Source organism: Mumia xiangluensis (assembly GCF_010994095.1).
Lineage (GTDB): Bacteria > Actinomycetota > Actinomycetes > Propionibacteriales > Nocardioidaceae > Mumia > Mumia xiangluensis.
In genome coordinates, this window is record NZ_WJYO01000001.1 from 275,412 (window position 1) to 298,795 (window position 23,384).

At 71.6% G+C, this 23,384-nt stretch carries 20 protein-coding genes; 15 read left to right on the top strand and 5 right to left on the bottom strand.

Annotated elements, in window-relative coordinates:
* Positions 1-80: 80 nt before the first annotated feature.
* Positions 81-1,556: an MFS transporter gene (locus tag GH747_RS01225; RefSeq protein WP_149767513.1), complete on the bottom strand. Its 1,476-nt coding sequence runs from the start codon at positions 1,554-1,556 to the stop codon at positions 81-83.
* An 82-nt stretch (positions 1,557-1,638) separates the two neighbouring features.
* Between GH747_RS01225 and GH747_RS01230 the strand changes: the two genes are divergently transcribed.
* The gene (locus GH747_RS01230) at positions 1,639-2,304 is read left to right on the top strand and encodes a TetR/AcrR family transcriptional regulator (protein ID WP_149767515.1); all 666 of its coding nucleotides are present in this window, start codon (positions 1,639-1,641) and stop codon (positions 2,302-2,304) included.
* Between the two features lie 43 nt (positions 2,305-2,347).
* On the top strand, positions 2,348-3,337 hold the full coding sequence (gene ligD / locus GH747_RS01235) for a non-homologous end-joining DNA ligase (RefSeq protein ID WP_228552723.1): 990 nt from the start codon (positions 2,348-2,350) through the stop codon (positions 3,335-3,337).
* A gap of 15 nt (positions 3,338-3,352) precedes the next feature.
* On the opposite strand, the gene GH747_RS01240 is transcribed toward ligD, so the two are convergent.
* Positions 3,353-3,973 (bottom strand): LysE family translocator, encoded by a 621-nt coding sequence (locus tag GH747_RS01240; RefSeq protein WP_149767517.1) that lies wholly within the window; start codon positions 3,971-3,973, stop codon positions 3,353-3,355.
* A gap of 189 nt (positions 3,974-4,162) precedes the next feature.
* Here GH747_RS01240 and GH747_RS01245 point away from each other — a divergent pair, with 189 nt between their 5' ends.
* The 10 genes from GH747_RS01245 (at position 4,163) to GH747_RS01290 (ending at position 13,610) form a co-directional block, all read left to right on the top strand.
* Positions 4,163-5,482 (top strand): ATP-dependent 6-phosphofructokinase, encoded by a 1,320-nt coding sequence (locus GH747_RS01245; RefSeq protein ID WP_149767519.1) that lies wholly within the window; start codon positions 4,163-4,165, stop codon positions 5,480-5,482.
* Positions 5,483-5,542: 60 nt separating this feature from the next.
* The gene (locus GH747_RS01250) at positions 5,543-6,058 is read left to right on the top strand and encodes a hypothetical protein (RefSeq protein WP_149767521.1); all 516 of its coding nucleotides are present in this window, start codon (positions 5,543-5,545) and stop codon (positions 6,056-6,058) included.
* A 43-nt stretch (positions 6,059-6,101) separates the two neighbouring features.
* Positions 6,102-7,055 (top strand): EamA family transporter, encoded by a 954-nt coding sequence (locus tag GH747_RS01255; RefSeq protein WP_149767523.1) that lies wholly within the window; start codon positions 6,102-6,104, stop codon positions 7,053-7,055.
* A gap of 31 nt (positions 7,056-7,086) precedes the next feature.
* Complete coding sequence (locus GH747_RS01260; protein ID WP_149767525.1) at positions 7,087-7,464, top strand: phage holin family protein; 378 nt, start codon at positions 7,087-7,089, stop codon at positions 7,462-7,464.
* A gap of 22 nt (positions 7,465-7,486) precedes the next feature.
* Positions 7,487-7,990 (top strand): low molecular weight protein-tyrosine-phosphatase, encoded by a 504-nt coding sequence (locus GH747_RS01265; RefSeq protein WP_149767527.1) that lies wholly within the window; start codon positions 7,487-7,489, stop codon positions 7,988-7,990.
* A 57-nt stretch (positions 7,991-8,047) separates the two neighbouring features.
* Complete coding sequence (locus GH747_RS01270) at positions 8,048-8,941, top strand: fructosamine kinase family protein (RefSeq protein ID WP_149767529.1); 894 nt, start codon at positions 8,048-8,050, stop codon at positions 8,939-8,941.
* A 72-nt stretch (positions 8,942-9,013) separates the two neighbouring features.
* Positions 9,014-9,706: a response regulator transcription factor gene (locus GH747_RS01275; protein ID WP_149767531.1), complete on the top strand. Its 693-nt coding sequence runs from the start codon at positions 9,014-9,016 to the stop codon at positions 9,704-9,706.
* Positions 9,707-9,722: 16 nt separating this feature from the next.
* On the top strand, positions 9,723-11,135 hold the full coding sequence (locus tag GH747_RS01280; RefSeq protein WP_228552724.1) for a sensor histidine kinase: 1,413 nt from the start codon (positions 9,723-9,725) through the stop codon (positions 11,133-11,135).
* 63 nt (positions 11,136-11,198) lie between these two features.
* Positions 11,199-12,542 carry a S1C family serine protease gene (locus GH747_RS01285; protein ID WP_228552725.1) on the top strand — a complete coding sequence of 448 codons (1,344 nt, stop codon included), beginning with the start codon at positions 11,199-11,201 and terminating at the stop codon, positions 12,540-12,542.
* Between the two features lie 105 nt (positions 12,543-12,647).
* Complete coding sequence (locus GH747_RS01290; protein ID WP_149767535.1) at positions 12,648-13,610, top strand: endonuclease/exonuclease/phosphatase family protein; 963 nt, start codon at positions 12,648-12,650, stop codon at positions 13,608-13,610.
* Between the two features lie 15 nt (positions 13,611-13,625).
* On the opposite strand, the gene GH747_RS01295 is transcribed toward GH747_RS01290, so the two are convergent.
* Positions 13,626-15,524, bottom strand: a complete 1,899-nt coding sequence (locus GH747_RS01295; protein WP_149767537.1) for an anthranilate synthase family protein — start codon at positions 15,522-15,524, stop codon at positions 13,626-13,628.
* A gap of 152 nt (positions 15,525-15,676) precedes the next feature.
* Positions 15,677-17,323 carry a metallophosphoesterase family protein gene (locus GH747_RS01300; RefSeq protein ID WP_149767539.1) on the bottom strand — a complete coding sequence of 549 codons (1,647 nt, stop codon included), beginning with the start codon at positions 17,321-17,323 and terminating at the stop codon, positions 15,677-15,679.
* 134 nt (positions 17,324-17,457) lie between these two features.
* On the opposite strand from GH747_RS01300, the gene GH747_RS01305 reads away from it, so the two are divergent.
* Positions 17,458-19,539 (top strand): discoidin domain-containing protein, encoded by a 2,082-nt coding sequence (locus GH747_RS01305; RefSeq protein WP_149767541.1) that lies wholly within the window; start codon positions 17,458-17,460, stop codon positions 19,537-19,539.
* A gap of 88 nt (positions 19,540-19,627) precedes the next feature.
* Positions 19,628-20,140 carry a flavodoxin family protein gene (locus GH747_RS01310; protein ID WP_149767543.1) on the top strand — a complete coding sequence of 171 codons (513 nt, stop codon included), beginning with the start codon at positions 19,628-19,630 and terminating at the stop codon, positions 20,138-20,140.
* A gap of 50 nt (positions 20,141-20,190) precedes the next feature.
* Here GH747_RS01310 and GH747_RS01315 read toward each other — a convergent pair whose 3' ends face one another.
* Positions 20,191-22,338, bottom strand: coding sequence for a HelD family protein (locus GH747_RS01315; RefSeq protein ID WP_228552726.1), 2,148 nt, complete (start codon positions 22,336-22,338; stop codon positions 20,191-20,193).
* 127 nt (positions 22,339-22,465) lie between these two features.
* On the opposite strand from GH747_RS01315, the gene GH747_RS01320 reads away from it, so the two are divergent.
* Complete coding sequence (locus GH747_RS01320) at positions 22,466-23,377, top strand: ornithine cyclodeaminase family protein (RefSeq protein WP_149767547.1); 912 nt, start codon at positions 22,466-22,468, stop codon at positions 23,375-23,377.
* Positions 23,378-23,384 lie beyond the last annotated feature (7 nt).

Here is a 23,384-nt window from a genome sequence, read left to right on the forward strand (position 1 = left end):
TAGAGGTTGTCGCCTCCCATGCCGCGCGGTCAAGAGCGCAGACCAGGTATCTCGTCGTACGGTCGTTTCGCGGCCGACCCCTAGCTCGCGACGGTGTCGTCGCGGCGCGATCGTGCCGTCAGCGCGAGGGCGGCAGCGACGCCGACGAGGCTCGCTCCGGCCGCCACCCAGAACACGAGCGAGTACGAGTGCGCGACGTCGTGCCCCGCAAGAGCACCTGCCGACAGCACGGCAGTGACGATCGGAGCGGCGGCAGCCGAGCCGATCGTGCGTACGACGCTGTTCAGGCCCGTGGCCGCCCCGGCCTCTGCCGCCGGCGACCAGGACATGACGAGTCGAGCGCAGATCGCGTACCCGATCCCGTTGCCGTAGCCGAGGATCGAGAAGCCCACGATCACGGCCCACGGCGTGGTCGGCCACAGTGCCAGACCGGCCGCTCCGACCGCCATGACCGCGGCGGCCACCGTCGCCGCGCCGCCGGCGCCGCAGCGGGCGACCAGGAGCGGGGTCGTCCGCCCTCCCAGGAAGACCAGGACCGCGCTCGGCAGCATGGCGAGCGCCGAGGCGGTCACGCTCATGCCGTGCCCGTACCCTGTGCCGGCTGGCGCCTGCATGAGCAGCGGCAACGCGATGTAGCAGACGTACGGGACAAAGCCGACGGCCACAGTGAGCAGGCTGATGAGCACGAGCGGGCCGTGACGGAACGTCCGTACGTCGACCACCGGCGCCGCCGTGCGGAGCTCCACGAGCACCAGCAGCGCGAGCAGCGCGACGCCCGCCGCGCCGACCCCGAGGGTCAGCGACGAGCCCCAGCCCCAGGTGCCGCCCTGCGACACCGCGAGCAGCACCCCGACGAGGCCGCCTGCGAGCAGCACGATCCCAGGCCAGTCGGTCGGCCGCGTGACGGCCGGCGCACCGGCGCGGGGCACCCAGGCCATCACCATCGCGGCGGACGCCAGGATCAGGACCGCCCCGAGGGCGAACAGCCAGCGCCACGACAGCGTGTCGACCACGACGCCACCGACGACGAGCGCGACCCCGGCGCCGAGACCGATCATCCCGGGGATCCACCCGAAGGCTGCCGCGAGTCGCGGACCGCGCAGCATGCCGCCCGCGAGAGCGAGCGCCAGGGGGAAGGTGGCGGTGCTGACGCCTTGCACCACGCGTGCCACGAGGAGCAGCCCGAGGTTGGGCGCAAGGGCAGCCAGGAGGGTCGCGGCGGCGAAGACGAGCACGACCGCGAGCAGGACACGGCGGTGCCCGAGCCGGTCGCCGAGATTCCCGACCACCGGAGCGAGGACCGCGCCGGCGAGAAGGAATGCCGTGAGGATCCAGCCGGCGCCCTGCCCGGTCGCGCCGAGCTCGCGACCGAGTGTCGGCAGGGCCGGAACGACGAGCGTCTGCATGAGCGAGAACGAGAACACCACCGCGCTCAGCGCGAAGATGAACAGGCCGGGGCGTGCGGTGGTGGCCGGTTCGGCCTGGCGTTCGCGGCTCGCCACAGCGCCGGGGTCGATCGACACGGCAGCGTCGGTGACAGGAGTGGAGGGTGGCACGGATCGCTCGCTCTCGATGAATCGGAACGGAATCTCCGTTCCGCTTCAAGATAGCACCCGTCGCCACAGATAAAGTGTGGCCATGCCCGACCTCCCCGACCGCCCCCTTCCCGGTCGCCAGCGCGAGGCTCGGTCGAACGACTCCGCCGTGCTAGCCGCTGCGCGCGAGGTCTTCTCGACCCAGGGCCCTGGCGCGTCCATCGCTGCCGTCGCACGGCAGGCTGGGGTCGGCGTCGGGTCCATCTACCGCCGCTACCCGACCAAGGACGCCCTCGTCGAGGCGCTCCACGTCCACGCGGTCCGCGAGGCAGCCCAGCTCGCCAGCGACATCGCGGACGAGGCGGAGACTGGCGAGGCAGAGACGAACGAGGCAGGCGGCGCCGTTGCCGCGTTCCTCGCCCGGCAGATCACCGGAGCCACCGGGCCGCTGCTGCGACCTCCCGGCGCCGGAGGCCCGCTCCCTCCTCAGCTGGCCGCGGCGTCCGACGACCTGCACGCCGGCCTCGAGCGGCTCGTCGCACGCGACCGCGCCGCCGGAGTCCTGCCGGCGGGCTTCACCGCCGCGGACGTCATGCAGCTGCTGACGCACCTGCGCCCACCGCTCCCCTTCCCTCGCGCGGAGGCCGATGCCCTCCACCTGCGCTATCTCGCCCTCGTGATGCGCGGGTTGCGCGAGCACGCTCGCACCGACGCCTCACTTGCCGACGGTCCGCGTTGGGAGGAGTGGGTCGGCGCCTGGCACGTCTGAGCCATCACCCGCGCGCGCGGGTGATTCGTCGTACGGTCGTCTCGTGGCCGGGCTCTGGATCGCGCCAATGCTCGCGACGTTGTCGTCGCGGCGTTTCGACGACCCGTCCTGGGTGTTCGAGCGCAAGCTCGACGGCGAGCGGCTGATGGCGATCCGGGAACGCGCGACCGTCCGGCTGTGGACCCGCAACCGGATCGACGTCAGCGCAAGCTATCCCGAGATCGTCGACGCACTGAGCGCGTTCGACTCCGCGAAGGACTGGGCGATCGACGGCGAGCTGTGCGCGATGCGCGGGGACCAGACGAGCTTCGAGGACCTGCAGAAGCGCATGCACGTCACCAACGCACGGACGATCGCGACCGCTGGTGTCACCCTCGCCTTCTGGGCGTTCGACCTGCCGCGGTTCGACGGCCACGACCTGTGCCCGCTCCCGCTGACCGCCCGCAAGGACGCCTTGCGCGACGCGTTCTCCTACTCGCCGGTCGTCCGCTTCAGCGAGCACGAGGAGGAGCATGGCCTCGCGCTCTTCGACCAGGCCGGGCGCGCCGGCTGGGAAGGCGTCATGGCCAAGCGCGCCGCGTCGACGTACCAGCCCGGGCGGCGCTCGCCGGACTGGCTCAAGTTCAAGGTCGTCCGCGGCCAGGAGCTCGTCGTCGGCGGCTGGACCGACCCTCAGGGTGCCCGCTCGGGACTCGGCGCACTCCTTCTCGGCTACTACGACGGAGACGAGCTGCAGTACGCGGGCAAGGTCGGCACGGGGTTCGACGAAGCGACCTTGGCTCGGCTCGGCACGCTGCTCGCTCCCCTCGCCCGTGCCGAGAACCCGTTCACGGAAGCAGCGACCGAGATCCGCAAGGCCAGCCGCACCAGCCCGGCGCAGACGCACTGGGTGGAGCCGCGACTCGTGGTCCAGATCGGGTTCAGCGAGTGGACGGGAGCCGGGCGCCTGCGCCATCCGCGCTACCAGGGGCTGCGCGACGACAAGGACGCGCGCGAGGTCGTACGCGAGCAGCCGCGCCCGCTCGGCCCCTGACGCGCGATCGGACGGTCAGCGGGTCGCGGACACGAGCGTCGTGACGCCCAGCGTCGCGATGATGCCCGCACTGCCGCGATCGATCGCCTGCTCCACCCGCGGGCGACGCAGCCAGCCGATCGCCTTGCCGGCCGCGACCGCGATGAGGGCGAAGTAGACGAAGCCGATCGCGGCGAAGATCGCCCCGAGCAGGAGCGTCGCTCCGAGCGTCACGTCGTGGCCGGGCAGGAACTGCGGCACGATCGCGACGAAGAAGAGCCCGACCTTCGGGTTCAGCACGTTGGAGAGCAGACCCGCGCGCATCGCCGCCGCCGGGCGGACGCCGTACGCGCCGTCGACGTCGCCGACACCGCGTCCGCGCCGGATCAGTGCACGGACCCCCAGCCACAGGAGGTAGAGGCCGCCCGCGATCTTGACGACGCGGTACGCCTCGGCAGACTGCTCGAGCAGGGTCGCGAGGCCCGCGGCGACCGCGAGCGCCCACAGCAGCGAACCGGTCGCCGATCCGGTGGCCGCGGCCAGCCCGGCACGAGTGCCACCGAGACTGAAGCGCAGCACCAGGAACGTGTCCGGTCCGGGCGTCAGCGCCAGCAGCACGCAGAGGCCGGCGAAGCCGAGGAGAAGCGAGAGATCCATTTTTTCCTGAGAAACAACATAATAGACAGAGTGAAAGGCCGAGCAGGTTCGATCATAGCAGTCTGCCTATCTACCCCTCTAAAGGGGTATCAGATTGACAAGCGATCCCGACACCAGATCGCAGAATGACCAGCCAGGGCAGCAGGCACGGGGAGGCGCGGACGGGCCTGGGTTGCCTACGCTCGTCCCGTGACCACGCTCGCCGACCTCCAGGTCTCCTCGCTCGGGCCTTCCCGGCACGACTCCCCGCTGGGGTCGTACGTCGCGGGACGCAAGACCAACGAGTACTACGTCTCCGAGGACGACCGCGTCCTGTACGACGACACGATCTCTCTCCTGGAGCAGCGGGGCGAGCCCGTCGAGCGGTGGCCGTCCTTCGAGCCCGGCGGCCCCCGCGCCCGCATCTTCCACGACCCGGCGACCACGCACGTCGGCGTCGTCACCTGCGGTGGTCTCTGCCCCGGCCTCAACGACGTGATCCGCGCGGTGACGCTGGAGCTCTACACGCACTACGGAGTCACGCGGGTCACCGGCTTCCGCAACGGGTACGCCGGGCTGGTACCCGAGCTGGGCTTCGAGCCCGTGACCCTGACCCCGGGGCTCGTCGGATCCATCAACGAGCGCGGCGGCACCATCCTGGGCACGTCGCGCGGAGCCCAGGACCCGGCGGTGATCGTCGACCGCCTCGTCGAGCTCGAGGTCGACGCCCTCATCGTCATCGGCGGGGACGGCTCGATGCACGGCGCCCACCGGATCGTCGAGGAGATCGCCGACCGCGGGCTCGAGATCGGCGTCGTCGGCATCCCGAAGACCATCGACAACGACATCCCCCACATCGGGCAGAGCTTCGGCTTCGCGACCGCGTTCGCCGAGGCTGCCAAGGCGATCACCGCCGCGCACGTGGAGGCGGAGTCGGCCGAGAACGGCGTCGGCCTCGTCAAGGTGATGGGGAGGCACGCGGGCTTCATCGCGTGCTACTCCGCGCTCGCCAACCACGACGCCGACTTCGTGCTCATCCCCGAGGTCCCCTTCAGCATCGACGGCGAGAACGGGCTGCTGCGCTCGCTCGCGCGGCGCGTGCGCGAGCACGGGAGCGCGGTCATCGTCCTCGCCGAGGGCGCCGGCCAGGAGCACGTACGCGCCACCGGCAAGTCCGACGCGTCCGGCAACAGCCGGCTCGGCGACATCGCCACAATCGTGCGCGAGGCCATCGAGGACGACTTCCGCGAGCGCGGGGAGCCGCTCACCCTGAAGTTCCTCGAACCCGGCTACGGCATCCGCGCGGTCCCGGCAGACGCCTCCGACTCGGTCTACTGCGCGCGTCTCGCCCAGGTGGCCGTCCACGCCGCGATGGCCGGCCGCACCGACATGGTCGTCGGACGACGCCGCCACCGCTTCGTGCACGTGCCGATCCCGCTCGTGATCGAGCGTCGCCACTCCGTCTCCCCCGACGGCGACCTGTGGCTCTCCGTGCTCGAGTCCACGGCACAACCGCTCGACATGAGCTGAGCGCCGACGGTCCGCTAGCATCGCCACTCCCCGCCCGCCTCGCCATTCTCGGGAGCCCTCATGCCCACCTCAACCCTGCTCCTGGGCGTCGTTCTCCTCGTCGTCATCGTCGGTCTCGCGCAGCTCCGCAGCAGCATGAAGCGGAAGGTGAACGCCCGCAACGCGCAGCGAGGCGCCGAGCGTGGCGCCTCGCGAGCACACACGTGGCTCGGCACCGGCGTGGTCCTCGAGACCGACCCGCAGACCGCGACCGGCCTGGTCGACGCCGTCGCCGCCAAGACGATGAGCAAGCAGGTCGGCCCGACCCGGTGGGCGCTGATGACGGGCTTCGAGGAGTACGCCGCATCGGCAGCCTTCGTCCGTACGCCGACCGGCGAGGTGGCGCTCGGCGCCACGACCGCCCCCGACCAGGGCGGCGCTCCGGACGGCGCCGCCTGGCTCGACTTCCGGGACCGCGTCGCCAAGGCCGCGAAGAAGGCGGGGATCACCGCTCGCCAGGTCGAGACCGGCACGTTCACGCCGTCGACCGGTCCCGACGGTCGTACGATCTGGACCTCCCCGGCGCAACCGGCCTGACCGGCCCTCCGGGCGGCCCTGACCGTCGTGAGAGCATCCCGAGGTGGCACGCGGACAGTCGAAGGTCGGTCTCGGGTACGCGCTGGTCGTCGGCGGCGCGTGCTTCTTCATCGTCAACGCGGGCGTCTCCCGGGTCGTGATGCGGGCCGGGATCGACCCGGCACTCCTCACCACCCTCCGTACGACGGGGGCGGCGCTGCTGTTCGTCGCCTTCGCCCTGGTCGCCGACCGCAGCGCCCTGCGGGTCCCCCGAGGCCGCGAGCTCGCCCTGCTCCTGCTGCTCGGCGTCGTCGGGGTGGCGGGCGTCCAGTGGACGTACAACATCGCGATCGACCGCATCCCCGTCGGGATGGCGCTGCTCCTCGAGTACCTCGCGCCCGTGCTCGTCGTCCTGTGGGCGCGCTTCGTGCAGAAGCAGGACGTACGCCGCACGATGTGGCTCGCGATCGCGCTGACGCTCGCCGGCCTCGCCCTCGTCGCCCAGATCACCGAGGGCCTTGCGTTCGACGGTGTCGGCATGCTCGCCGGCCTGGGCGCCGCCGTGTGCTTCGCGGTCTACTTCCTGGTCGGTGAGCAAGGGGTGCGGGACGCCGATCCGGTACGGGTGATGGTGTGGGCCTTCACGTTCGCCGCCCTCGCGATGAACGTCGTGAGCCCGGTGTGGACCACTCCGGACCTGAGCACTCCGGCCAACCTGCTCGGGGCCCTCGACGCGTACGAGGTGCCGCTGTGGCTGGCGCTCGCGTGGGTCGTCGTGCTGGGCACGCTGACCCCGTTCTTCATGGAGCTCAGCGCGCTCCAGTACCTCCCTGCCACCGTCGTCACGATGGTCGCCACCCTCGAGCCCGTCGGCGCGGCCGCGCTCGGGTGGGCGTGGTTCGGCGAGTCGCTGAACGCGGTGCAGGTGGTCGGCGGCCTGCTGGTCGTCGCCGGCATCGCGCTCGCACAGCTGTCCCGCACCGCGCCGCCGAGCGTGGTGCCGGAGGTGGCCGGCTGACCAGCACCGCCGGTCTGCTTGGATGGTCCGCATGAAGATCGTGCTGACCTGGTTGTGCAATGCGGCCGCCATCGCCGTCGCCGCGTGGATCTTCGGCGGCATCAGCATCGGCGACGCGAGTCAGGACGGCTGGGAGAAGGCCGGGACGCTCCTGGTCATCGCCGCCGTCTTCACCGCGATCAACCTCACCGTCGGCCGGGTACTCAAGCTCGTCTCGATCCCGTTCATCGTGCTGACCCTCGGCATCCTGCTGGTCGTCCTGAACGCGCTGCTCCTGCTCCTGACCGAGTGGGTGACGGGCGCGCTGCCGATCGAGTTCCACGTCGACGGATTCTGGGTCGCGCTGTGGGGGTCGATCGTGATCTCGCTCGTCAACATGGCGCTTCGACTGTTCGTGGACACCGAGTGAGATGGGCCCGGCACCCAGCGGCATGAGCGGTCCGCTCCGCATCGCTGTCGTCTGCCTCGGCAACATCTGCCGCTCCCCCATGGCCGACGTCGTGCTGGAGAGCAAGCTCGCGGACGCCGGGCTGTCGGACGTGGTCCACGTCGACTCGGCCGGCACCGGCGACTGGCACGTCGGTGAGCCGATGGACCCACGGGCCGCCGCCGTGCTGACCGACCACGGGTACGACCCGTCGCGCCACCGCGCCCAGCAGATCACCCCCTCGTGGTTCGGCGACCACGACCTGATCCTCACGATGGACGACGCCAACCTCGACGACGTGACCGCGCTCGCCCGGACGCCGCAGGAGCGGCGCCTCGTCCAGAAGTTCCGCGCGTACGACCCGGTGGCGAGGCCCGGCGACGACGAGGTCCCGGACCCCTGGTACGGCGGCCCTGAAGGGTTTGTCGCCGTCCTCCGGATGATCGAGCGCACCGCCGACGCCATCGTCGAGCGCGTGCCTTCCCTCGTGTCCGACGTCACCGACTAGGAAGGCCGCCTCGCACGACGAGGGGCAGGGCGCCCCACTCCTGTGTACCGTCTGCTCATGGCGCGCATGGGGGGCATCGCAGCGAAGGCCGAGGCACTGCTCGGCGTGACCGTCGTCGCGACGACGTCGGTCGCGGGCGGCGACACCAACACCGCGACGCGGCTGCGGCTCACCGACGGACGCAGCGCCGTGATGAAGACACGCCCGCAGGCGCCGCACGACTTCTACACGTCCGAGGCCGAAGGGCTCGTGTGGCTCGGTGAGGCCGGCGGCGCGCTCGTGCCCGAGGTGCTCGGCGTGGCCGAGGACTGCCTGGTGGTGTCGTGGATCGAGCCCGGCAAGGCGACGACCGATGCGGCGGAGGCGTTCGGCCGTGGTCTGGCGACCACGCACGCGGCCAGCGCCGACGACTTCGGCTTCGCCCGCGACGGCTACATCGGCGTCGTGCCGCTTCCCAACAAGCCCGCGACGTCCTGGACCGAGTTCTACGCGACGCGCCGGATCCTCCCCTACCTGAAGGTCGCCGTCGATCGCGGCGCGATGAGCACCGAGGACGCCGGCCCCATCGAGGAGGTGGTGCGACGCCTCGACGAGCTCGCCGGGCCGCCCGAGCCGCCGGCACGCATCCACGGCGACCTCTGGTCGGGCAACGTCGTCTGGTCGACCGAGGACCGCGCGTACCTCATCGACCCGGCGGCGCACGGCGGCCACCGCGAGACCGACCTCGCGATGCTCGCGCTGTTCGGCATCCAGCACCTGCAGCGGATCATCGACGCGTACGACGAGGCCGCGCCGCTCGCCGACGGATGGCAGGCGCGGGTGCCGCTGCACCAGCTCCACCCGCTGCTGGTGCACGCTGCGCTGTTCGGCGGGGGGTACGGCGAGCGTGCCGTGGCGGCAGCGGCGTACGTGCTCGCGGGCGAGGCTCCACGCCCCGACCAGGGTGGCTAGGCGCCCCGGCACTGTCCGAATTCTTCGCTGACGCTCAGGCGTTCCTCGGCCTGACCTGGCACCCTGGCAACCATGCGCATCCTCGTGGTCGACGACGACAGGGCTGTCCGTGACTCCCTGCGCCGCTCGCTGGAGTTCAACGGGTACGCCGTCGACGTCGCGTCCGACGGCGCCGAGGCGCTCGCGCGAGTCCCGATGATCAAGCCGGACGCGATCGTGATGGACGTGATGATGCCGCGGCTCGACGGCCTCGACGCGACGCGAGCACTCCGCTCGGCCGGCAACGACGTCCCCATCCTCGTCCTCACCGCGAAGGACGCGGTCGACGAGCGGGTCGACGGCCTCGACGCCGGCGCTGACGACTACCTCACGAAGCCGTTCGCGCTCGCCGAGCTCCTCGCGCGCCTTCGCGCGCTGCTGCGGCGCGCCGCTCAGGCTCCCGACGGCGACGACGAGGAGGTCGTCCTCCAGTTCGCCGACCTGACGATGAACACCGCGACCCGCGAGGTCCACCGCGGCGAGCGTTCGATCTCGCTGACGCGCACCGAGTTCGCGCTGCTCGAGCTCTTCATGGAGCGACCCAAGCGGGTCCTGGAGCGGTCGTTCATCCTCGAGGAGGTCTGGGGGTTCGACTTCCCGACCACCGCCAACTCGCTCGAGGTCTACGTCGGCTACGTGCGCCGCAAGCTGGAGGCCGAAGGCGAGCCGCGTCTGCTCCACACCATGCGCGGTGTGGGCTACGTCCTCCGGGAGACTGCGCCGTGACGACGGGCTCGCCGACGTGACCGATCCCGCTCGCACCCGCTCGTGGCGTCGCTGGCTGCACGACCACACCGAGCAGGTCTCGCTGGCCGCCCGCATCTCGATCCTCACGACCGTCGCCGTCGGAGTGACCCTGGCGTGCGTGAGCGTGATCATCTACGTCAGCGTCAAGTCGGAGTTCACGTCGTCGGTCGACGAGAACCTCGTCTCGCGTGCGACGGCCGCCGTCCGCGCCGGGGTCGTCACCGAGTCCGACATCCAAGGCCTCCCCGAGGCCGCGCTCCTCGCCGCGGACGTCCACATGGCCGTGATCGAGGCCGATCGTGACTACACGGGGCTCGAGAGCTTCGTCGGGCCTGACGAGCTGGCGGTCGCTGCCGGGTCGAGGACGCACTCCCTGCGTACGTCCCAGATCGGCGGCACCAGCTATCGGATCGTCGCCGTCAACGCCGGCAACGGCCGTGCGCTGGTCCTGGGCCAGTCGCTCGCGAACATCGAGGCTGCGCTCGACCGTCTCCGGGTGGTCCTGTGGACGATCGGCGCGTTCGGCGTGCTCGTCGCCGGGCTGCTGGGCTCGGTGGTGGCGACGAGCGGGCTCCGCCCCGTACGCAGGCTCACGACGGCCGTCGAGCACGTCGCCCGTACCGAGGAGCTCAAGCCGATCGCGGTCCACGGCAGGGACGACCTCGCGCGTCTCACCGTCGCCTACAACCAGATGATGGTCGCGCTCGACGCGTCGCAGCAGCGGCAGCGGCAGCTGGTCGCCGACGCCGGGCACGAGCTGAGGACGCCGCTCACCTCGCTCAAGACGAACATCGAGCTGCTCGGCCAGGCCGAGCAGCGCGGCGGCATGTCGACCGAGGCGCGCCGGGAGCTGATCGGCGACGTGCACGCGCAGCTCGACGAGCTCGCGACCCTGGTCGGGGACCTGGTGGAGCTCGCCCGCGACGCGGGCGCCCCGGACCCGGAGCCCATCGACCTCGTCGACGTCATCGAGACCGCCGTCGAACGCGTCCAGCGGCGCGCGCCGGGCATCAGCATGAACGTGCAGCTCGAGCACTGGATCGTCGTGGGCGAGTCACGCGCGCTCGAGCGCGCGGTCACGAACCTGCTCGACAACGCCGCCAAGTGGAGCCCACCGCTGGGCGAGATCGACGTACGCCTCCGCGACGGCGTCCTCACGGTCGCCGACGCCGGACCCGGGATCAGCGACGAGGACCTCCCCCACGTGTTCGACCGCTTCTACCGCTCACGTGACGCCCGACGCCTTCCCGGCTCCGGGCTCGGACTGGCGATCGTCGCGCAGGCCGCCCAGCGGCACGGCGGCACGGTCACGGCCTCCCGCGGTCCGAACGGCGGGGCGTTGATGACGCTGCGGATCCCGGGGCGTGGCCTCGGCGACGACGGCACGACCCCCGCCGACCCAGTCTGACGTCTTCTTCTGATCCTAGGGATGTCTCAGGTACCTCTAAGAGACGCAGGACATGCTGAGGTCATGAACGAAGAATCCCGTCCGTCAGACCCCATGGGTCAGGCACCGCAGCCGGCGCCGCAGCCCACTCCCTCCTACGCGGCTCCGAGCGGCGCGGGATACCCGAGCACCTCGGGCACTCCGGCCGGCGCGGAGTACACGCACCGCTACGGCGCCACCGGCACGCAGGAGCGTCCCGCCGAGCACACCCAGCCGTACCCGTTCGGCTTCACCCCGAACGCGCTGACGCCTCCGCCGTCGAAGCCGAGGAAGACGCGCAGCGGCGGACTCGCCGCGGCCGTCGTCGCCGGCGCCCTCGTCGCCGGCATCGTGGGCGGCATCGGTGGCGCGGCCGGCTACGACGCGCTCACCGACGACGCGAGCACCGGCTCGCAGGTCTCGTCGCTCGATGCGTCGAACGTGTCGAACAGCTCGATCCCCGAGACCCAGATCGAGAAGGTCGCGCAGTCCGTCCTCCCGTCGACCGTCCAGCTCAACGTGCGCGGCGGCCAGGAGAGCGGCAGCGGCACCGGGATCGTCATCAGCAGCGACGGCGAGATCCTCACCAACAACCACGTGGTCGAGGCGGCCGCGGACGGCGGCGAGATCACCGTGTCGTTCAACGACGGCTCGATCGCCCGTGCCGAGATCGTCGGGCGTGACCCCGTGACCGACCTCGCGGTCGTCAAGGCCGCCGACAAGAGCGGTCTCACGCCGGCCAAGCTCGGCAGCTCCGCCGACCTCCGCGTCGGCCAGCAGGTGGTCGCGATCGGTTCGCCGTTCGGGCTGGAGAGCACGGTGACCACCGGGATCGTGTCCGCCCTGAACCGTCCGGTCCAGGCCGGCGAGAGCGCCGAGACGAGCAACGTCTTCCCGGCCATCCAGACCGATGCGGCGATCAACCCGGGCAACTCCGGTGGCCCGCTGGTCGACGCCGACGGTGCCGTCATCGGCATCAACAGCGCCATCCGTACGAGCGGTGGCGAGTCGGGCTCGATCGGGCTCGGGTTCGCGATCCCGATCGACCTTGCCAAGAACGTCGCCGCCCAGCTCGTCGACGGCAAGACGGTCGAGCACGCCCGGATCGGTGTGACCGTGTCCGACGCCGTCGAGACCGATGGCATGACGACGATCGGTGCCGAGGTGAAGTCGGTCAGCGACGGCAGCGCCGCGGCCAAGGCCGGCATCGAGACCGGTGACGTGATCGTCCGCATCGACGACCAGGCCATCGCGTCCTCCGACGCCCTCGTCGCCACCGTCCGCGGCTACCAGCCGGGCGACAAGGTGTCGCTGACCTACACCCGCGACGGCAAGCAGCAGACGGCCGACGTGACGCTCGACTCCGACGGCGGTTCGCTCGGCTCCTGACCGCCTCAGGTCCCCCTCCCCCCGAGAGGGCCGTACGCACGACGACGTGCGTACGGCCCTCGGTTTTTTGCTCCGGCCCCTCTCGCCGCACGGCACACTGTCCCCGTGCACACCGTCCTCCGGCTCGCCGCTCGTGGTCTCCCGGTCGCGCTCGCGGTCGCGCTCGCGATGCGCTGGCTCGACGTCACCGCCCGCGGGACCGTCCCCGCCGTACAGGCGCTCGCTCCTCTGTGGGTGGTGCTGACTGCGCTGGGCGTGGTCACGGTGATGGTCGTTCGCCGGTGGCGGGTGCTGGCCTGGTACGCGCCGGCGGCGCTGCTCGCGGCGTACGTCGCCGCGACGACGCTCACCCACGCGGGCGGCGCCGTCGACTCCCGCACACCCGGTCGCGACTTCACGCTCGCGTCGCTCAACGCGGACTACGGTGAGGCGGATCCTGCCGCGGTCGTGCGTCTGGTGGACGAGAGGCGCGTCGACGCCCTCGTGCTGCTGGAGGCGGACGCCGACTATCTCGCCGCGCTCGACGCAGCCGGGATGCAACGCCTCATGCCGTTCCGCGTGCACTCCGGCCGCGACAACCCGGTGGCCGGGTCGATGATCCTCGCCGGGGAACCCCTCGCCGCCGTCATCGCCCCGGCCGAGCCCGGGCCGTACGAGTTCGAGCAGCCGGCGGCCGACCTCGTCGTCGGCAACCGCCTGGTCCGCATCCGCGCCGTCCACCCGTGGCCGCCGATCCTGGGCGGCGCGTCCGCGTGGCGACGCCAGCTCGACCACCTCCGGATCTGGGCCGGCTCGCAGCCCGAGGGCGTGCCCGTCGTGCTCGCGGGCGACTTCAACGCGTCCGCAGACCACCCGGTGTTCCGGCGGCTGTCCGACGGGTTCATCGACGCCGTCGACGCGGCCGGACCACGACTCGCCCCGACCTGGCCGCGCGGACTGTCGCTGGTGCCACCGTTCGTCACGCTCGACCACATCCTCAGCCGCGGCGCTCGGCCGTACGTCGCCGACACGTTCACGATCGAGGGCACCGACCACGCCGGGGTGATCGCGCGGCTCCGCGTCCCCTGACCCGGTGCCCTCGAGTCACGCCAGGAGCTCGGCCACCATCTCGCCGATCAGACGGTCACCGTGCTGGGTGAGGATCGACTCCGCGTGGAACTGGATGCCGCGGTATCCCGGCCCAGCGACGGTGTGCACGTCGCCCGACTCCGCATCGGTCTCGATGCTCACGCCGGCGGGCAGCCCGGTGTCGGGCTCCCGTGCCACGAAGGTGTTGTAGAAGCCGACCGTCTCGGTGCGTCCGCGCAGCGGCAGCACCGACTGCGTGCCCTGGAACACGATGTCCTTGTAGACGAGGTCGAGCCCGACCGCCCCGCACAGGACCTGGTGCCCGAGGCACACGGCGAGGAACGGCGTACGCGACGCGAGCAGGTCGTCGACGGCACGGCGGACGGTCGCGATCTTCGGGTCGGCGAGATCACGGGGGTCGCCGGGGCCCGGGCCGACGACGACGAGGTCGTACCCGTCGTACGACGCAGGGCCGGCGTAGTCCTCGTGCCGGACCACGTCGGAGGCGATCCCCAGCACCCCGAGCACGTGCGACAGCATGTTGACGAAGTCGTCCTCGTTGTCGAGGATCAGCGCGCGTCGTCCCGCGAGCACCTCGGCCGGCGCCGTACCCGACTGGTCCGACAGCCAGAACTGGCTCAGCCGCTGGTTGCGGGACCCGAGCGCGATGAGCACCTCGTCGTCGTGCGCGAACGCGTCGAAGCCCGCCTGCGGCGTCGGCGCCGCAGGCACGAGGCCGAACGCGCTCAGCACTCCCGCCGCCTTCGCGTGCGTCTCTGCCGTCTCGTAGTCGGGGTCGGAGTCGCGCACCAGCGTCGCCCCCGCGGTCACCTTGAGGTTGCCGTCGAGGTCGACGTCGGCCGTACGGATCAGGATCGGCGAGTCGGCTGTCGGCTCACCGTCGGCATCCCGGCCGATCAGCGCCGCCGCGGCCGCGTAGTAGCCACGACCCTCCGTCTCGTACTTCTTGATCAGCCGGCACGCGTTCTCCACGGGGCTGCCGGTGACGGTCGCCGCGAACATCGAGTCGCGCAGCACCTCGCGCACGTCGCGGTGGGTCCGCCCCGCGAGAAGGTACTCGGTGTGGACGAGGTGCGTCATCGGCTTGAGGAACGGGCCGAGCACCATGCCGCCCTCGGAGCAGATGTCGCACATCATCTTGAGCTCCTCGTCGACGACCATGAAGAGCTCGTAGATCTCCTTCTCGTCGTCGAGGAAGCGCAGCAGCTCGCGCTTGCGATCAGCCTGTGTCTCGAGGCCGCGCAGGCGGAACGTGCCGGAGATCGGGTTCATCCGGACCTGGCCCGCGTCGACGCTCACGTGCCGTTCTGGGCTCGCCCCGATGAGGTAGCGCTCGCCGGTGAAGATCAGGAACGTCCAGTGCGCACCCCGCTCGCGCTCGAGCAGCCGCCGCAGCACCGTCAGCGCCGCCGTCGGACCCCAGTCCGCGAGGCGCGCCCGGTAGTGGCGCCCGATGACGAGGTTCGCTCCCTCACCCTGCCCGATCTCGGAGTCGATGACGTCGCGGACCATCGCGGCGTACGTCTCGTCGTCGGTCTCGAACCCGCCCTTGTCGTCCAGCCCGATCTCGCCGTCGGGGAGCGCCGCGAGCAGGTCGTCCAGCGCGACCTCGAGCGACGTCTCCGCTGCGATCACCGACAGCGGGGTGCCGTCGTCGTGCGCCTCGAAGCCCCGCTCGCGCACCTGGCGGTACGGGACGAGGACGAGGCTGTCGTACGAGTACCCCGTCGACGCCTCCGCGGTCGACGGCATGGCCGAGGGTTCGGTGAGCGGGACGTCGAGGAGCGAGTCGACATCGGTGCGGCCGCCGCCGAGCAGGAGCACGCGGTCGGAGTCGCGCACACGGATGATCGCGTACGCGGGAAGGGTGAGCAGGTGCTCGAGAGCGTTCATCGTCGGTCCTCGTACGGAGTGGTCGGCCGACGCGATCTCCAGACGCGGCCGAGAGGGCGGGGTCTGGGGAACAGCACGAGACACCACCTAGAGGTGGCGCCACCAACCGAGCGTGGTCCGTGCGGTCATGCGGCAGAGCGTAGCGCACGCGCTCACGGAGTCGGTGTCGGCGTAGGCGTGGGCGTGGGCGTGGGCGTGGGCGTGGGCGTGGGCGCGGTGAGCGTGGCGAGGTCGACGTACGGCTCGACGCCGATGGTGCCGTCGGGGTTGAAGTTCACCGGCTGCAACCCGACGGGGGTGCCGTCGGCGTAGGTGATGAGCGTCGCCTGCGCCTGGCGCCGCAGCTTGCTGCCCAGGGCGAACGCGAACGCGGCGCCTCCCGTGCTGGCGTTCGTGAAGCTCACCGTCCTGCGACCGTCCTCGGCGACCTGCACCGTCGGCCCACGCTGCACGTGCAGATGACCGGACAGCACGAGGTCGACGCAACCCGACGCGGCGACCTCGTCGCCCGTGGTCGGGCTGTGCACCACGACCGTACTGACGTCGCCGTCCTCGCACGACGTCGTGGTCAGCTCCTCGCCCTGCTGCTTGATCGAGGTGTTGCCCTGGCTCCATCCGGCCGTCAGGCCGGAGCTGCGGGGGTCGCTGAACCCGATGAACCGGATGCCCTCGACGTCGACCGGCTCGCCGTCGAGCACGGTGAAGCCCTCGTCCTCCATCTGGTCGGCGATGTACGGGCCCTCGTCGTGGTTGCCGGCCACCGCCACGACCGGCATGTCACGGAACTGGTCGGCGAGCGAACGGATGCTGAACCCCTCCCACGACCCGCCCGTCGACGTGTCGTCGCCGGCGTCGATCAGGAGCGACGCACCGACCTCGTCGGACACCGCCTTCACCACCGGGTCCATGCCGACGTTGTCGTGGCGGTCCGAGACGAGGACGGCGACGACCTCCCCGTCCTCCGGCTGACGCAGCTGGTCTGCGATCTCGGGGACGCGGTCGGCGAGGGCGCCGTAGAACTTGACCGACGTGTCGTACGTCGTGATGGCGGACTCGACGATCGACCTGCTTGCGTCGGTTGCACTCCCGGACGAGACCTCGATCCCGGCCAGGTCGACGTCGGCGACCTCGTCGGCGATCTCCGGGTAGACCTGCCCGATCGGCCGCCACCGCACGTCTGCCACGGTCTCCTCCGGCGGCTCCGGCCACGTCAGGAGGACGAGGGCAAGGACCGATGCCAGTCCGAGCGCGATCACCGCGCGCTGCGGTCGCTTCCGGCGTACGGCGCTGCGCACCCGCTCGGCGACCTCGCTGCGACGCCGCTGCCCGACGAGCATCCACACCGCGACCAGCAGGATCGCGACCACGAGCCCGGCGCCGAGCCCGCGCAGCGCCGACGTGATCGCGATGTCGCGCACCACGCTGCTGATCTGCGCGATCTCCGCCTCGGGCTGCGAGGCGATGACCGCGTCGCGGGCGACGAGCTCGTTGAGGCTGTCGGCCTCGGTGTCGCCGAGGTCGATGGACACCCCGAGGTCGAATGGCTGGTCGACCGCCATCCGTACCTTCGGGAGGACCGATCCGAAGTCGAGCGTGGCGTGGCCGTCGAACGTCGGCGTGACCGTGCCCGAGTGCGCACCCACGAGCACCGTGCGGTGGGCGTGCGTGAACAGGGTCATGCCGACGACGCACGCGACCGCCAGGCCGACGAGCGCGACGACCGCGGCCAGGAGCCAGCGGCGGGGGCGGCGGCGTACGGGGGTCGGGCCGGATGCGGTGGATTCGTTCGGGGAAGGCATCACCCCCAGTCTGTCGTACGCGCAAGGGGCGCGCGGCCGCCTTACACCACGACCGTCAACTTGGACTGGCGCCCAAGATGTGATGCCCCTAACATGCGTCACACCCGGTTGCACACCCAGTGGAGGTCGAGCCCATGCGAAGCAGCGCAAGACGAAGCGGACGGGGCAGGCGCGCGGCGACGGTCGGAGCCGTCCTGGCAGCGCTGGTGGGCGTCCTCGCGACGACGTCCTCGGCGCAGGCGCAGGGCGAGTGGTGGGAGCCCACCAACCCGCCGGCCGTCGAGTCCGAGGTCAACGTCACGGGCGCCCCGTTCACGGGCACGACCTCGACCGGCGACGTACGCGGATACATCGACGCGCACACGCACATGTTCTCCGACGAGGGCTTCGGTGGGCACGCGGTGTGCGGCGCGACGTTCAGCCACGCCGGCGTCGCGGACGCGCTCAAGGACTGCGACGGCCACGGCGTCTCGCTGCTCGAGAACCTCACCAACTCCGCCAAGGGCGCAGGGCCGCTCGACTCCCACGACACGACCGGGTGGCCGACGTTCCCCGAGTGGCCGTCGTACTCGTCGTTCACGCACCAGCAGATGTACTACAAGTGGGTCGAGCGGGCGTGGCGCGGCGGACAGCGCGTGATGGTCAACGACCTCGTCTCCAACACCGGGCTGTGCACGATCCTCGGCATCGTCGCCGGCCCCAACGAGGCACCGTGCGACGACATGGACGCGGTCCGCCGCGAGGCACGCAAGACGTACGAGCTCCAGGACTACGTCGACGCCCAGTACGGCGGCGCCGGCAAGGGCTGGTTCCGCGTCGTCACCACCCCGCAGCAGGCGCGCAGCGTCATCGAGCAGGGCAAGCTCGCCGTCGTGCTCGGCGTCGAGGTGTCCGAGCCGTTCGGCTGCAAGCAGGTCCTCGGGGTCGCCCAGTGCAACAAGGGCGACATCGACCGCGGGCTCGACGAGCTGAAGAGCCTCGGCGTCAGCAGCATGTTCCTCTGCCACAAGTTCGACAACGCCCTGTGCGGCGTGCGCTACGACGCAGGCACGACCGGCCTGATCGTCAACGTCGGCCAGTTCCTCACCACCGGCACCTGGTGGAACCCGCAGCCGTGCAAGCCGGGCGAGACCCCGGACAACACCGTCATCGGCGGCGTGATCCCGAAGGAGCTGTCGGTCATCCCCGGCCTGCCCGCGCTGCTGCCCGTCTATCCGACCGGCCCGCACTGCAACCCGCGCGGGCTCTCCGACCTCGGCGAGTACGCGCTGAAGGGCATGATGCAGCGCAACATGATGGTCGAGCTCGACCACATGAGCGCCAAGGCCGCCGATCGTGCGTTCGACGTCATGGAGGCCGGCGGATACCCCGGCGCGCTGTCGAGCCACAGCTGGCTGGCCGGCACCTCGACTGAGCGGCTGTACCAGCTCGGCGGCTTCGCCACGCAGTACGGCCACTCGACCGGCGAGTACGTCGCCGACTGGCAGGCGACGCGCGCCCTGCGCCAGAAGTACGGCGTCGGCTACGGGTTCGGCATGGACATGAACGGCTTCGGCGGGACTCCCGCGCCCCCTGCGGACGACACCGAGAAGATCACCTACCCGTTCACGTCCGCCGACGGCGGCGCGGTGCTCGACCGGCAGCGCACCGGGCAGCGGGTGTGGGACTACAACGTCGAGGGCGTCGCGCACTACGGCATGGTCCCCGACTGGATCGAGAGCCTCCGCCGCAAGGCCGGGTCCGCGATCACCGACGACCTGATGGCCGGCGCCCAGTCGTACCTCGACACGTGGACGGCATCGGCCACGTGGGCGCCGGGCCTGAACCTCGCCCGCGGCTCCACGGCGAGCGCGAGCTCCACCGAGTGGACGCTGCTCGGCCGCCTCAAGCCGTCGCAGGCGGTCGACGGCTCGCTCTCCACGCGGTGGGCGAGCGCGTGGGGCAGCGACTCCGAGTGGCTCCGTGTCGATCTGGCGACACCGCGCCAGGTGTCCCGCGTGACGATCGACTGGGAGGACGCGTACGCGTCGCGCTACCGGGTGGAGACGTCGCTCGACGGCTCGACGTGGTCGGCGGGGGCGACCGTCACCGCGTCGAACGGCGGCAGCGACGCCGTACGCATCCCCACGAGGTCCGCGCGGTTCGTCCGGGTGGTGAGCGAGAAGCGAGCCACGAAGTACGGGATCTCGATCCGAGAGCTCGGCGTCTTCAGCTGACGAGTCACGCTTTCGGCGGCCGCGAGTCACGCTCTGTGACTCGCGGCCGCCGGCCGTACGTCCTAGCGTAAGGCTGGGGGTGTCGCTGATGGCGCGCGTGCAGGTGGTCTACGAGTCGATCTGGGGCAACACCGCGGCGGTCGCGAGGGCGATCGGCGAAGGGATAGCCACGCGGCTCGGCGACGACGCCGTGACGGTGCAGGAGGCGTCCCCGCAGACGCCGCTCGATCCTGCCGCCGAGCTGCTCGTGGTCGGCGGGCCCACGCACGCGTTCGGCATGTCGAAGGCGGCCACGCGGGAGTCGGCCCGCGACCGCGGCGCGTCGCGGATCCCGGAGAGCGGCATCCGCGAGTGGATCGAGGCCCTCCCGTTCCCCGGGACGGCGGTGGGCGTCGCGACCTTCGACACCCGGACGGTGTCCCCGCGGCTCCCTGGCTCGGCCGCCAAGAAGGCACTCAAGCGGCTCGTCAGCCAGGGCTTCGAGCCGGCGGCGAAGGCCGAGACCTTCGGCGTCCACGGGTACGAGGGACCGCTCGCGGACGGCGAGCTCGAACGCGCCCGCGCCTGGGGCGCCGACCTCGCCGCCGCCGTACCGCAGTGACGCCTGGGCCCGCCGAGCAGAGACCCGGGGTCGCCCGAACATGAACCTGGTCAGGCCTCGACGCGGTCCAGCCATCGGCGCGTCGAGCCGACGGTGAGCAGGAGCTGGGTTGCCCGGGTCAGCACGACGTACAGCGTGCGCCACCCCGACTCCGCCTCGGCCACGACCTCGTCCGGCTCGACGACCAGCACGGCGTCGAACTCCAGGCCCTTGGTGTCGAGGCCGTCGAGCACGCGCAGACGATCGAGGTCGTCGAGCTCCTCGGCGAGCTCGGCGGTTGCCTCGACGCGACGCTCGGCCGGGACGACGACGGCGATCGTGCCCTCGACCTGCGCCGCGAGCTCGCGGACGCCCGTGCGCACCGCGGGCCACACCTCGTCGGGCGAGACGGCGACGTGGCGCGGCTCCTCCCCCGTGCGTCGGACGGCGTCCGGCGTGTCGGCGCCCGGGATCGCGACCCGCGCGACGTCCGCCGCGAGGTCGTAGATCTCGGCCGAGTTGCGGTAGTTCGTCGACAGGCGGAAGTAGTGCTCGTCCTTGCCGTCGAGGGCAGCGGCCCGTGCGGCGGCGGCCTCGTCGGGGTACGGCCAGGAGGACTGTGCCGGATCGCCGACGATCGTCCAGCTCGCGTACTTGCCGCGACGTCCGAGCATCCGCCACTGCATCGGCGAGAGGTCCTGCGCCTCGTCGACCAGGACGTGCGCGTACGAGTCGTCCTCGATCGACTGGGTCGCCCGCTGCTTGCGGACGGCGGACTCCTCGCGCTCGAACGACATCATCTGCTTGACGTCGTACGGGTCGTCGTCGGCGTCGTCCGGCGGCACCTCGCCGAGCAGGTAGCGCAGCTCGTCGATCAACGGGACGTCCTCGATCGACGGCGCGCCGCTCGACGAGCCGGTGTCGGCGCTGCGCCAGGCGGACGCGAGCAGGTCGATCTCGGCACGCTTCAGGACACCCTCGGCGTGCCGGCGCAGCGTGTCGGGATCGCCGAGCGACTCCCACACGTCCACGGCGTCGAGCGGCGGCCACCAGGCGGCCGCGAAGTCGAGGAACGCGTCATCGGAGGTGAGCACCTTGTCGAACTCGTCGCGCTCCTTCTCCAGCGCACGCTCACCCTCGACCTGCGACCAGAGCGCGTCGAGGAGGGTCTTCTGGACGCGGCCGTAGGCGCGGTTGCGCTGCTGGCCCGACAGCAGCTGCAGGCGCAGCCGGTGGAGGGCGGCGTCGTCGAGCCGCAGGACGTCGTCGCGGTAGAAGTAGCGGAACGAGGTCGGCTCGCCGGGTTGCGCGGCGCGCGCCGCCCGCGTCAGGAGCTGGACCATGCGCGCCGATCCCTTGATCGCCGCGACGGCAGGCGCATCGTGCCGGCGTCCGGAGACGCCGTCGACGACCTCGCCGAGCGAGCGCAGCGTCACCGACGTCTCACCGAGGCTCGGCAGCACGCGCTCGATGTAGTTCATGAAGACGCCGGAGGGCCCGACGACGAGAACGCCACCGGACTCGAAGCGGCGCCGGTCGACGTACAGGAGGTACGCGGCGCGGTGCAGCGCGACGACCGTCTTGCCCGTGCCGGGGCCACCGCCGATCGTGGTGGCTCCTCGGCTGGGTGCGCGGATCGCCTCGTCCTGCTCCTTCTGGATCGTGGCGACGACGGAGTGCATCGAGGCGTCTCGGGCGCGGCTCAGGCTCGCGAGCAGCGCACCCTCGCCGACGACCACCATGTCGGCGGGCGCGTTGTCGCCGTCGAGCAGCTCGTCCTCGACACCGACGACGGTCGCACCGCGGCTGCGCAGCACGCGGCGGCGGACGACGCCCGCGGGGTCCTGGGCGGTCGCCTGGTAGAACACCGCCGCGGCGGGCGCGCGCCAGTCGATGAGGAGGACCTCGCGCTCGGCGTCGCGGACGCCGATCCGGCCGATGTAGCGCTTGTCGCCGTCGACCAGGTCGAGGCGCCCGAAGACGAGGCCCTCGTGCGCGGCGTTGAGCGCCGCGATCCGCTTGGACGCCTGGTAGACCATCGCGTCGCGCTCGACGAGGCCGCCCTCGTGACCGACGTGGCCGCGCGCGTAGCCCTCACGGGCGAGCGCCTGCGCGGCCTGGGTCGACGCTTCGAGCCGGCCGTAGACGACGTCGACGTACGCCTGCTCGTCAGCGATCTCACGCTGCTCGGCGGGCACCGGGGTATCTGGGTCCGACACGTAGCTCCTCGGGAACGACACCTTTGACAGAACTCTCAAGTCTATCCGGGGTCCCCTCATTCCCACCGGGGTACCGCTGCACGGACTCCGCCTCGCCCGCCGGAGCCGTCTCTGCGACGGTGGAGCCATGGTCGAGCTCGTCACCGACACCGCGGTCCTCGCGACCCTCCGCGCGTCCGACGCGGTGCGCTGGATGAAGGAGGCCGCGGTCGCGGCGCACCGGGGTGACCTCCATGCTCCGGCGCGGGTCGCCGCGGACATCGGCGCCGGCGCGCTGGTCGTCACCGCGGGTCACCTCGACGGCTCCTGGTACGGCTACCGCGCGTACGACACCCTCGGCCTCGTCGCCGGGGAGCAGGTCGTCGTCGTCCACGACGCCGAGGCCGGCCGCGTCCATGCGGTCGCGATCGGCGCCGAGCTCGGCCCGCGCCGTACGGGGGCGATCGGCGGTGCCGCCGCGGACGTCCTCGCGAACCCCGACGCGTCACGCCTCGCGCTGATCGGCGCCGGGACCCAGGCGTGGACGCAGCTGTGGGCGATCGACGCCGTGCGTGAGCTCGAGGACGTCCGGGTGTTCGCGCGTGACCAGGGCCACCGCGCAGGGTTCGCCCGTCGTGCCCGCGAGCACTTCGACGTCCCCTGCACAGCGGTCACCTCCGCGCGCGAGGCCGTCGAGGGCGCCGACCTCGTCGTGTGCGCGACACCGAGCCCGAGCCCGGTCATCTCCTACGACTGGCTGACGCCCGGCGCGTACGTCGCCACGCTCGGGCCCAAGCAGATGGGCCGGCACGAGATCGGGTCGGACCTGCTCGACGCCGCCGACGTGGTCGTCACCGACTCGCGGGCGCAGGCCCTCGGGTACGACCCACCGAGCACCGTGGTCGGGACACGCGTCGAGGACCACCTCCACGAGCTGGGGGCGGTCCTCGACGGTGCAGCGGCCGGACGGACATCGCGCGACCAGGTGTGCCTCTTCTACTCGGTGGGGCTCGCGGGCACCGAGCCGTACCTGCTGGCGAAGCTGACCGGACTCGCGTGACGCGCTC

Coding starts and splice junctions, on each gene's coding strand:
- GH747_RS01320 (WP_149767547.1), top strand. CDS start 22,466: ATGGTCGAGCTCGTCACCGACACCGCGGTCCTCGCGACCCTCCGCGCG.
- GH747_RS01270 (WP_149767529.1), top strand. CDS start 8,048: ATGGCGCGCATGGGGGGCATCGCAGCGAAGGCCGAGGCACTGCTCGGC.
- GH747_RS01285 (WP_228552725.1), top strand. CDS start 11,199: ATGAACGAAGAATCCCGTCCGTCAGACCCCATGGGTCAGGCACCGCAG.
- GH747_RS01275 (WP_149767531.1), top strand. CDS start 9,014: ATGCGCATCCTCGTGGTCGACGACGACAGGGCTGTCCGTGACTCCCTG.
- GH747_RS01295 (WP_149767537.1), bottom strand. CDS start 15,524: ATGAACGCTCTCGAGCACCTGCTCACCCTTCCCGCGTACGCGATCATC.
- GH747_RS01310 (WP_149767543.1), top strand. CDS start 19,628: ATGGCGCGCGTGCAGGTGGTCTACGAGTCGATCTGGGGCAACACCGCG.
- GH747_RS01260 (WP_149767525.1), top strand. CDS start 7,087: ATGAAGATCGTGCTGACCTGGTTGTGCAATGCGGCCGCCATCGCCGTC.
- GH747_RS01265 (WP_149767527.1), top strand. CDS start 7,487: ATGAGCGGTCCGCTCCGCATCGCTGTCGTCTGCCTCGGCAACATCTGC.
- GH747_RS01305 (WP_149767541.1), top strand. CDS start 17,458: ATGCGAAGCAGCGCAAGACGAAGCGGACGGGGCAGGCGCGCGGCGACG.
- GH747_RS01230 (WP_149767515.1), top strand. CDS start 1,639: ATGCCCGACCTCCCCGACCGCCCCCTTCCCGGTCGCCAGCGCGAGGCT.
- GH747_RS01300 (WP_149767539.1), bottom strand. CDS start 17,323: ATGCCTTCCCCGAACGAATCCACCGCATCCGGCCCGACCCCCGTACGC.
- GH747_RS01240 (WP_149767517.1), bottom strand. CDS start 3,973: ATGGATCTCTCGCTTCTCCTCGGCTTCGCCGGCCTCTGCGTGCTGCTG.
- GH747_RS01250 (WP_149767521.1), top strand. CDS start 5,543: ATGCCCACCTCAACCCTGCTCCTGGGCGTCGTTCTCCTCGTCGTCATC.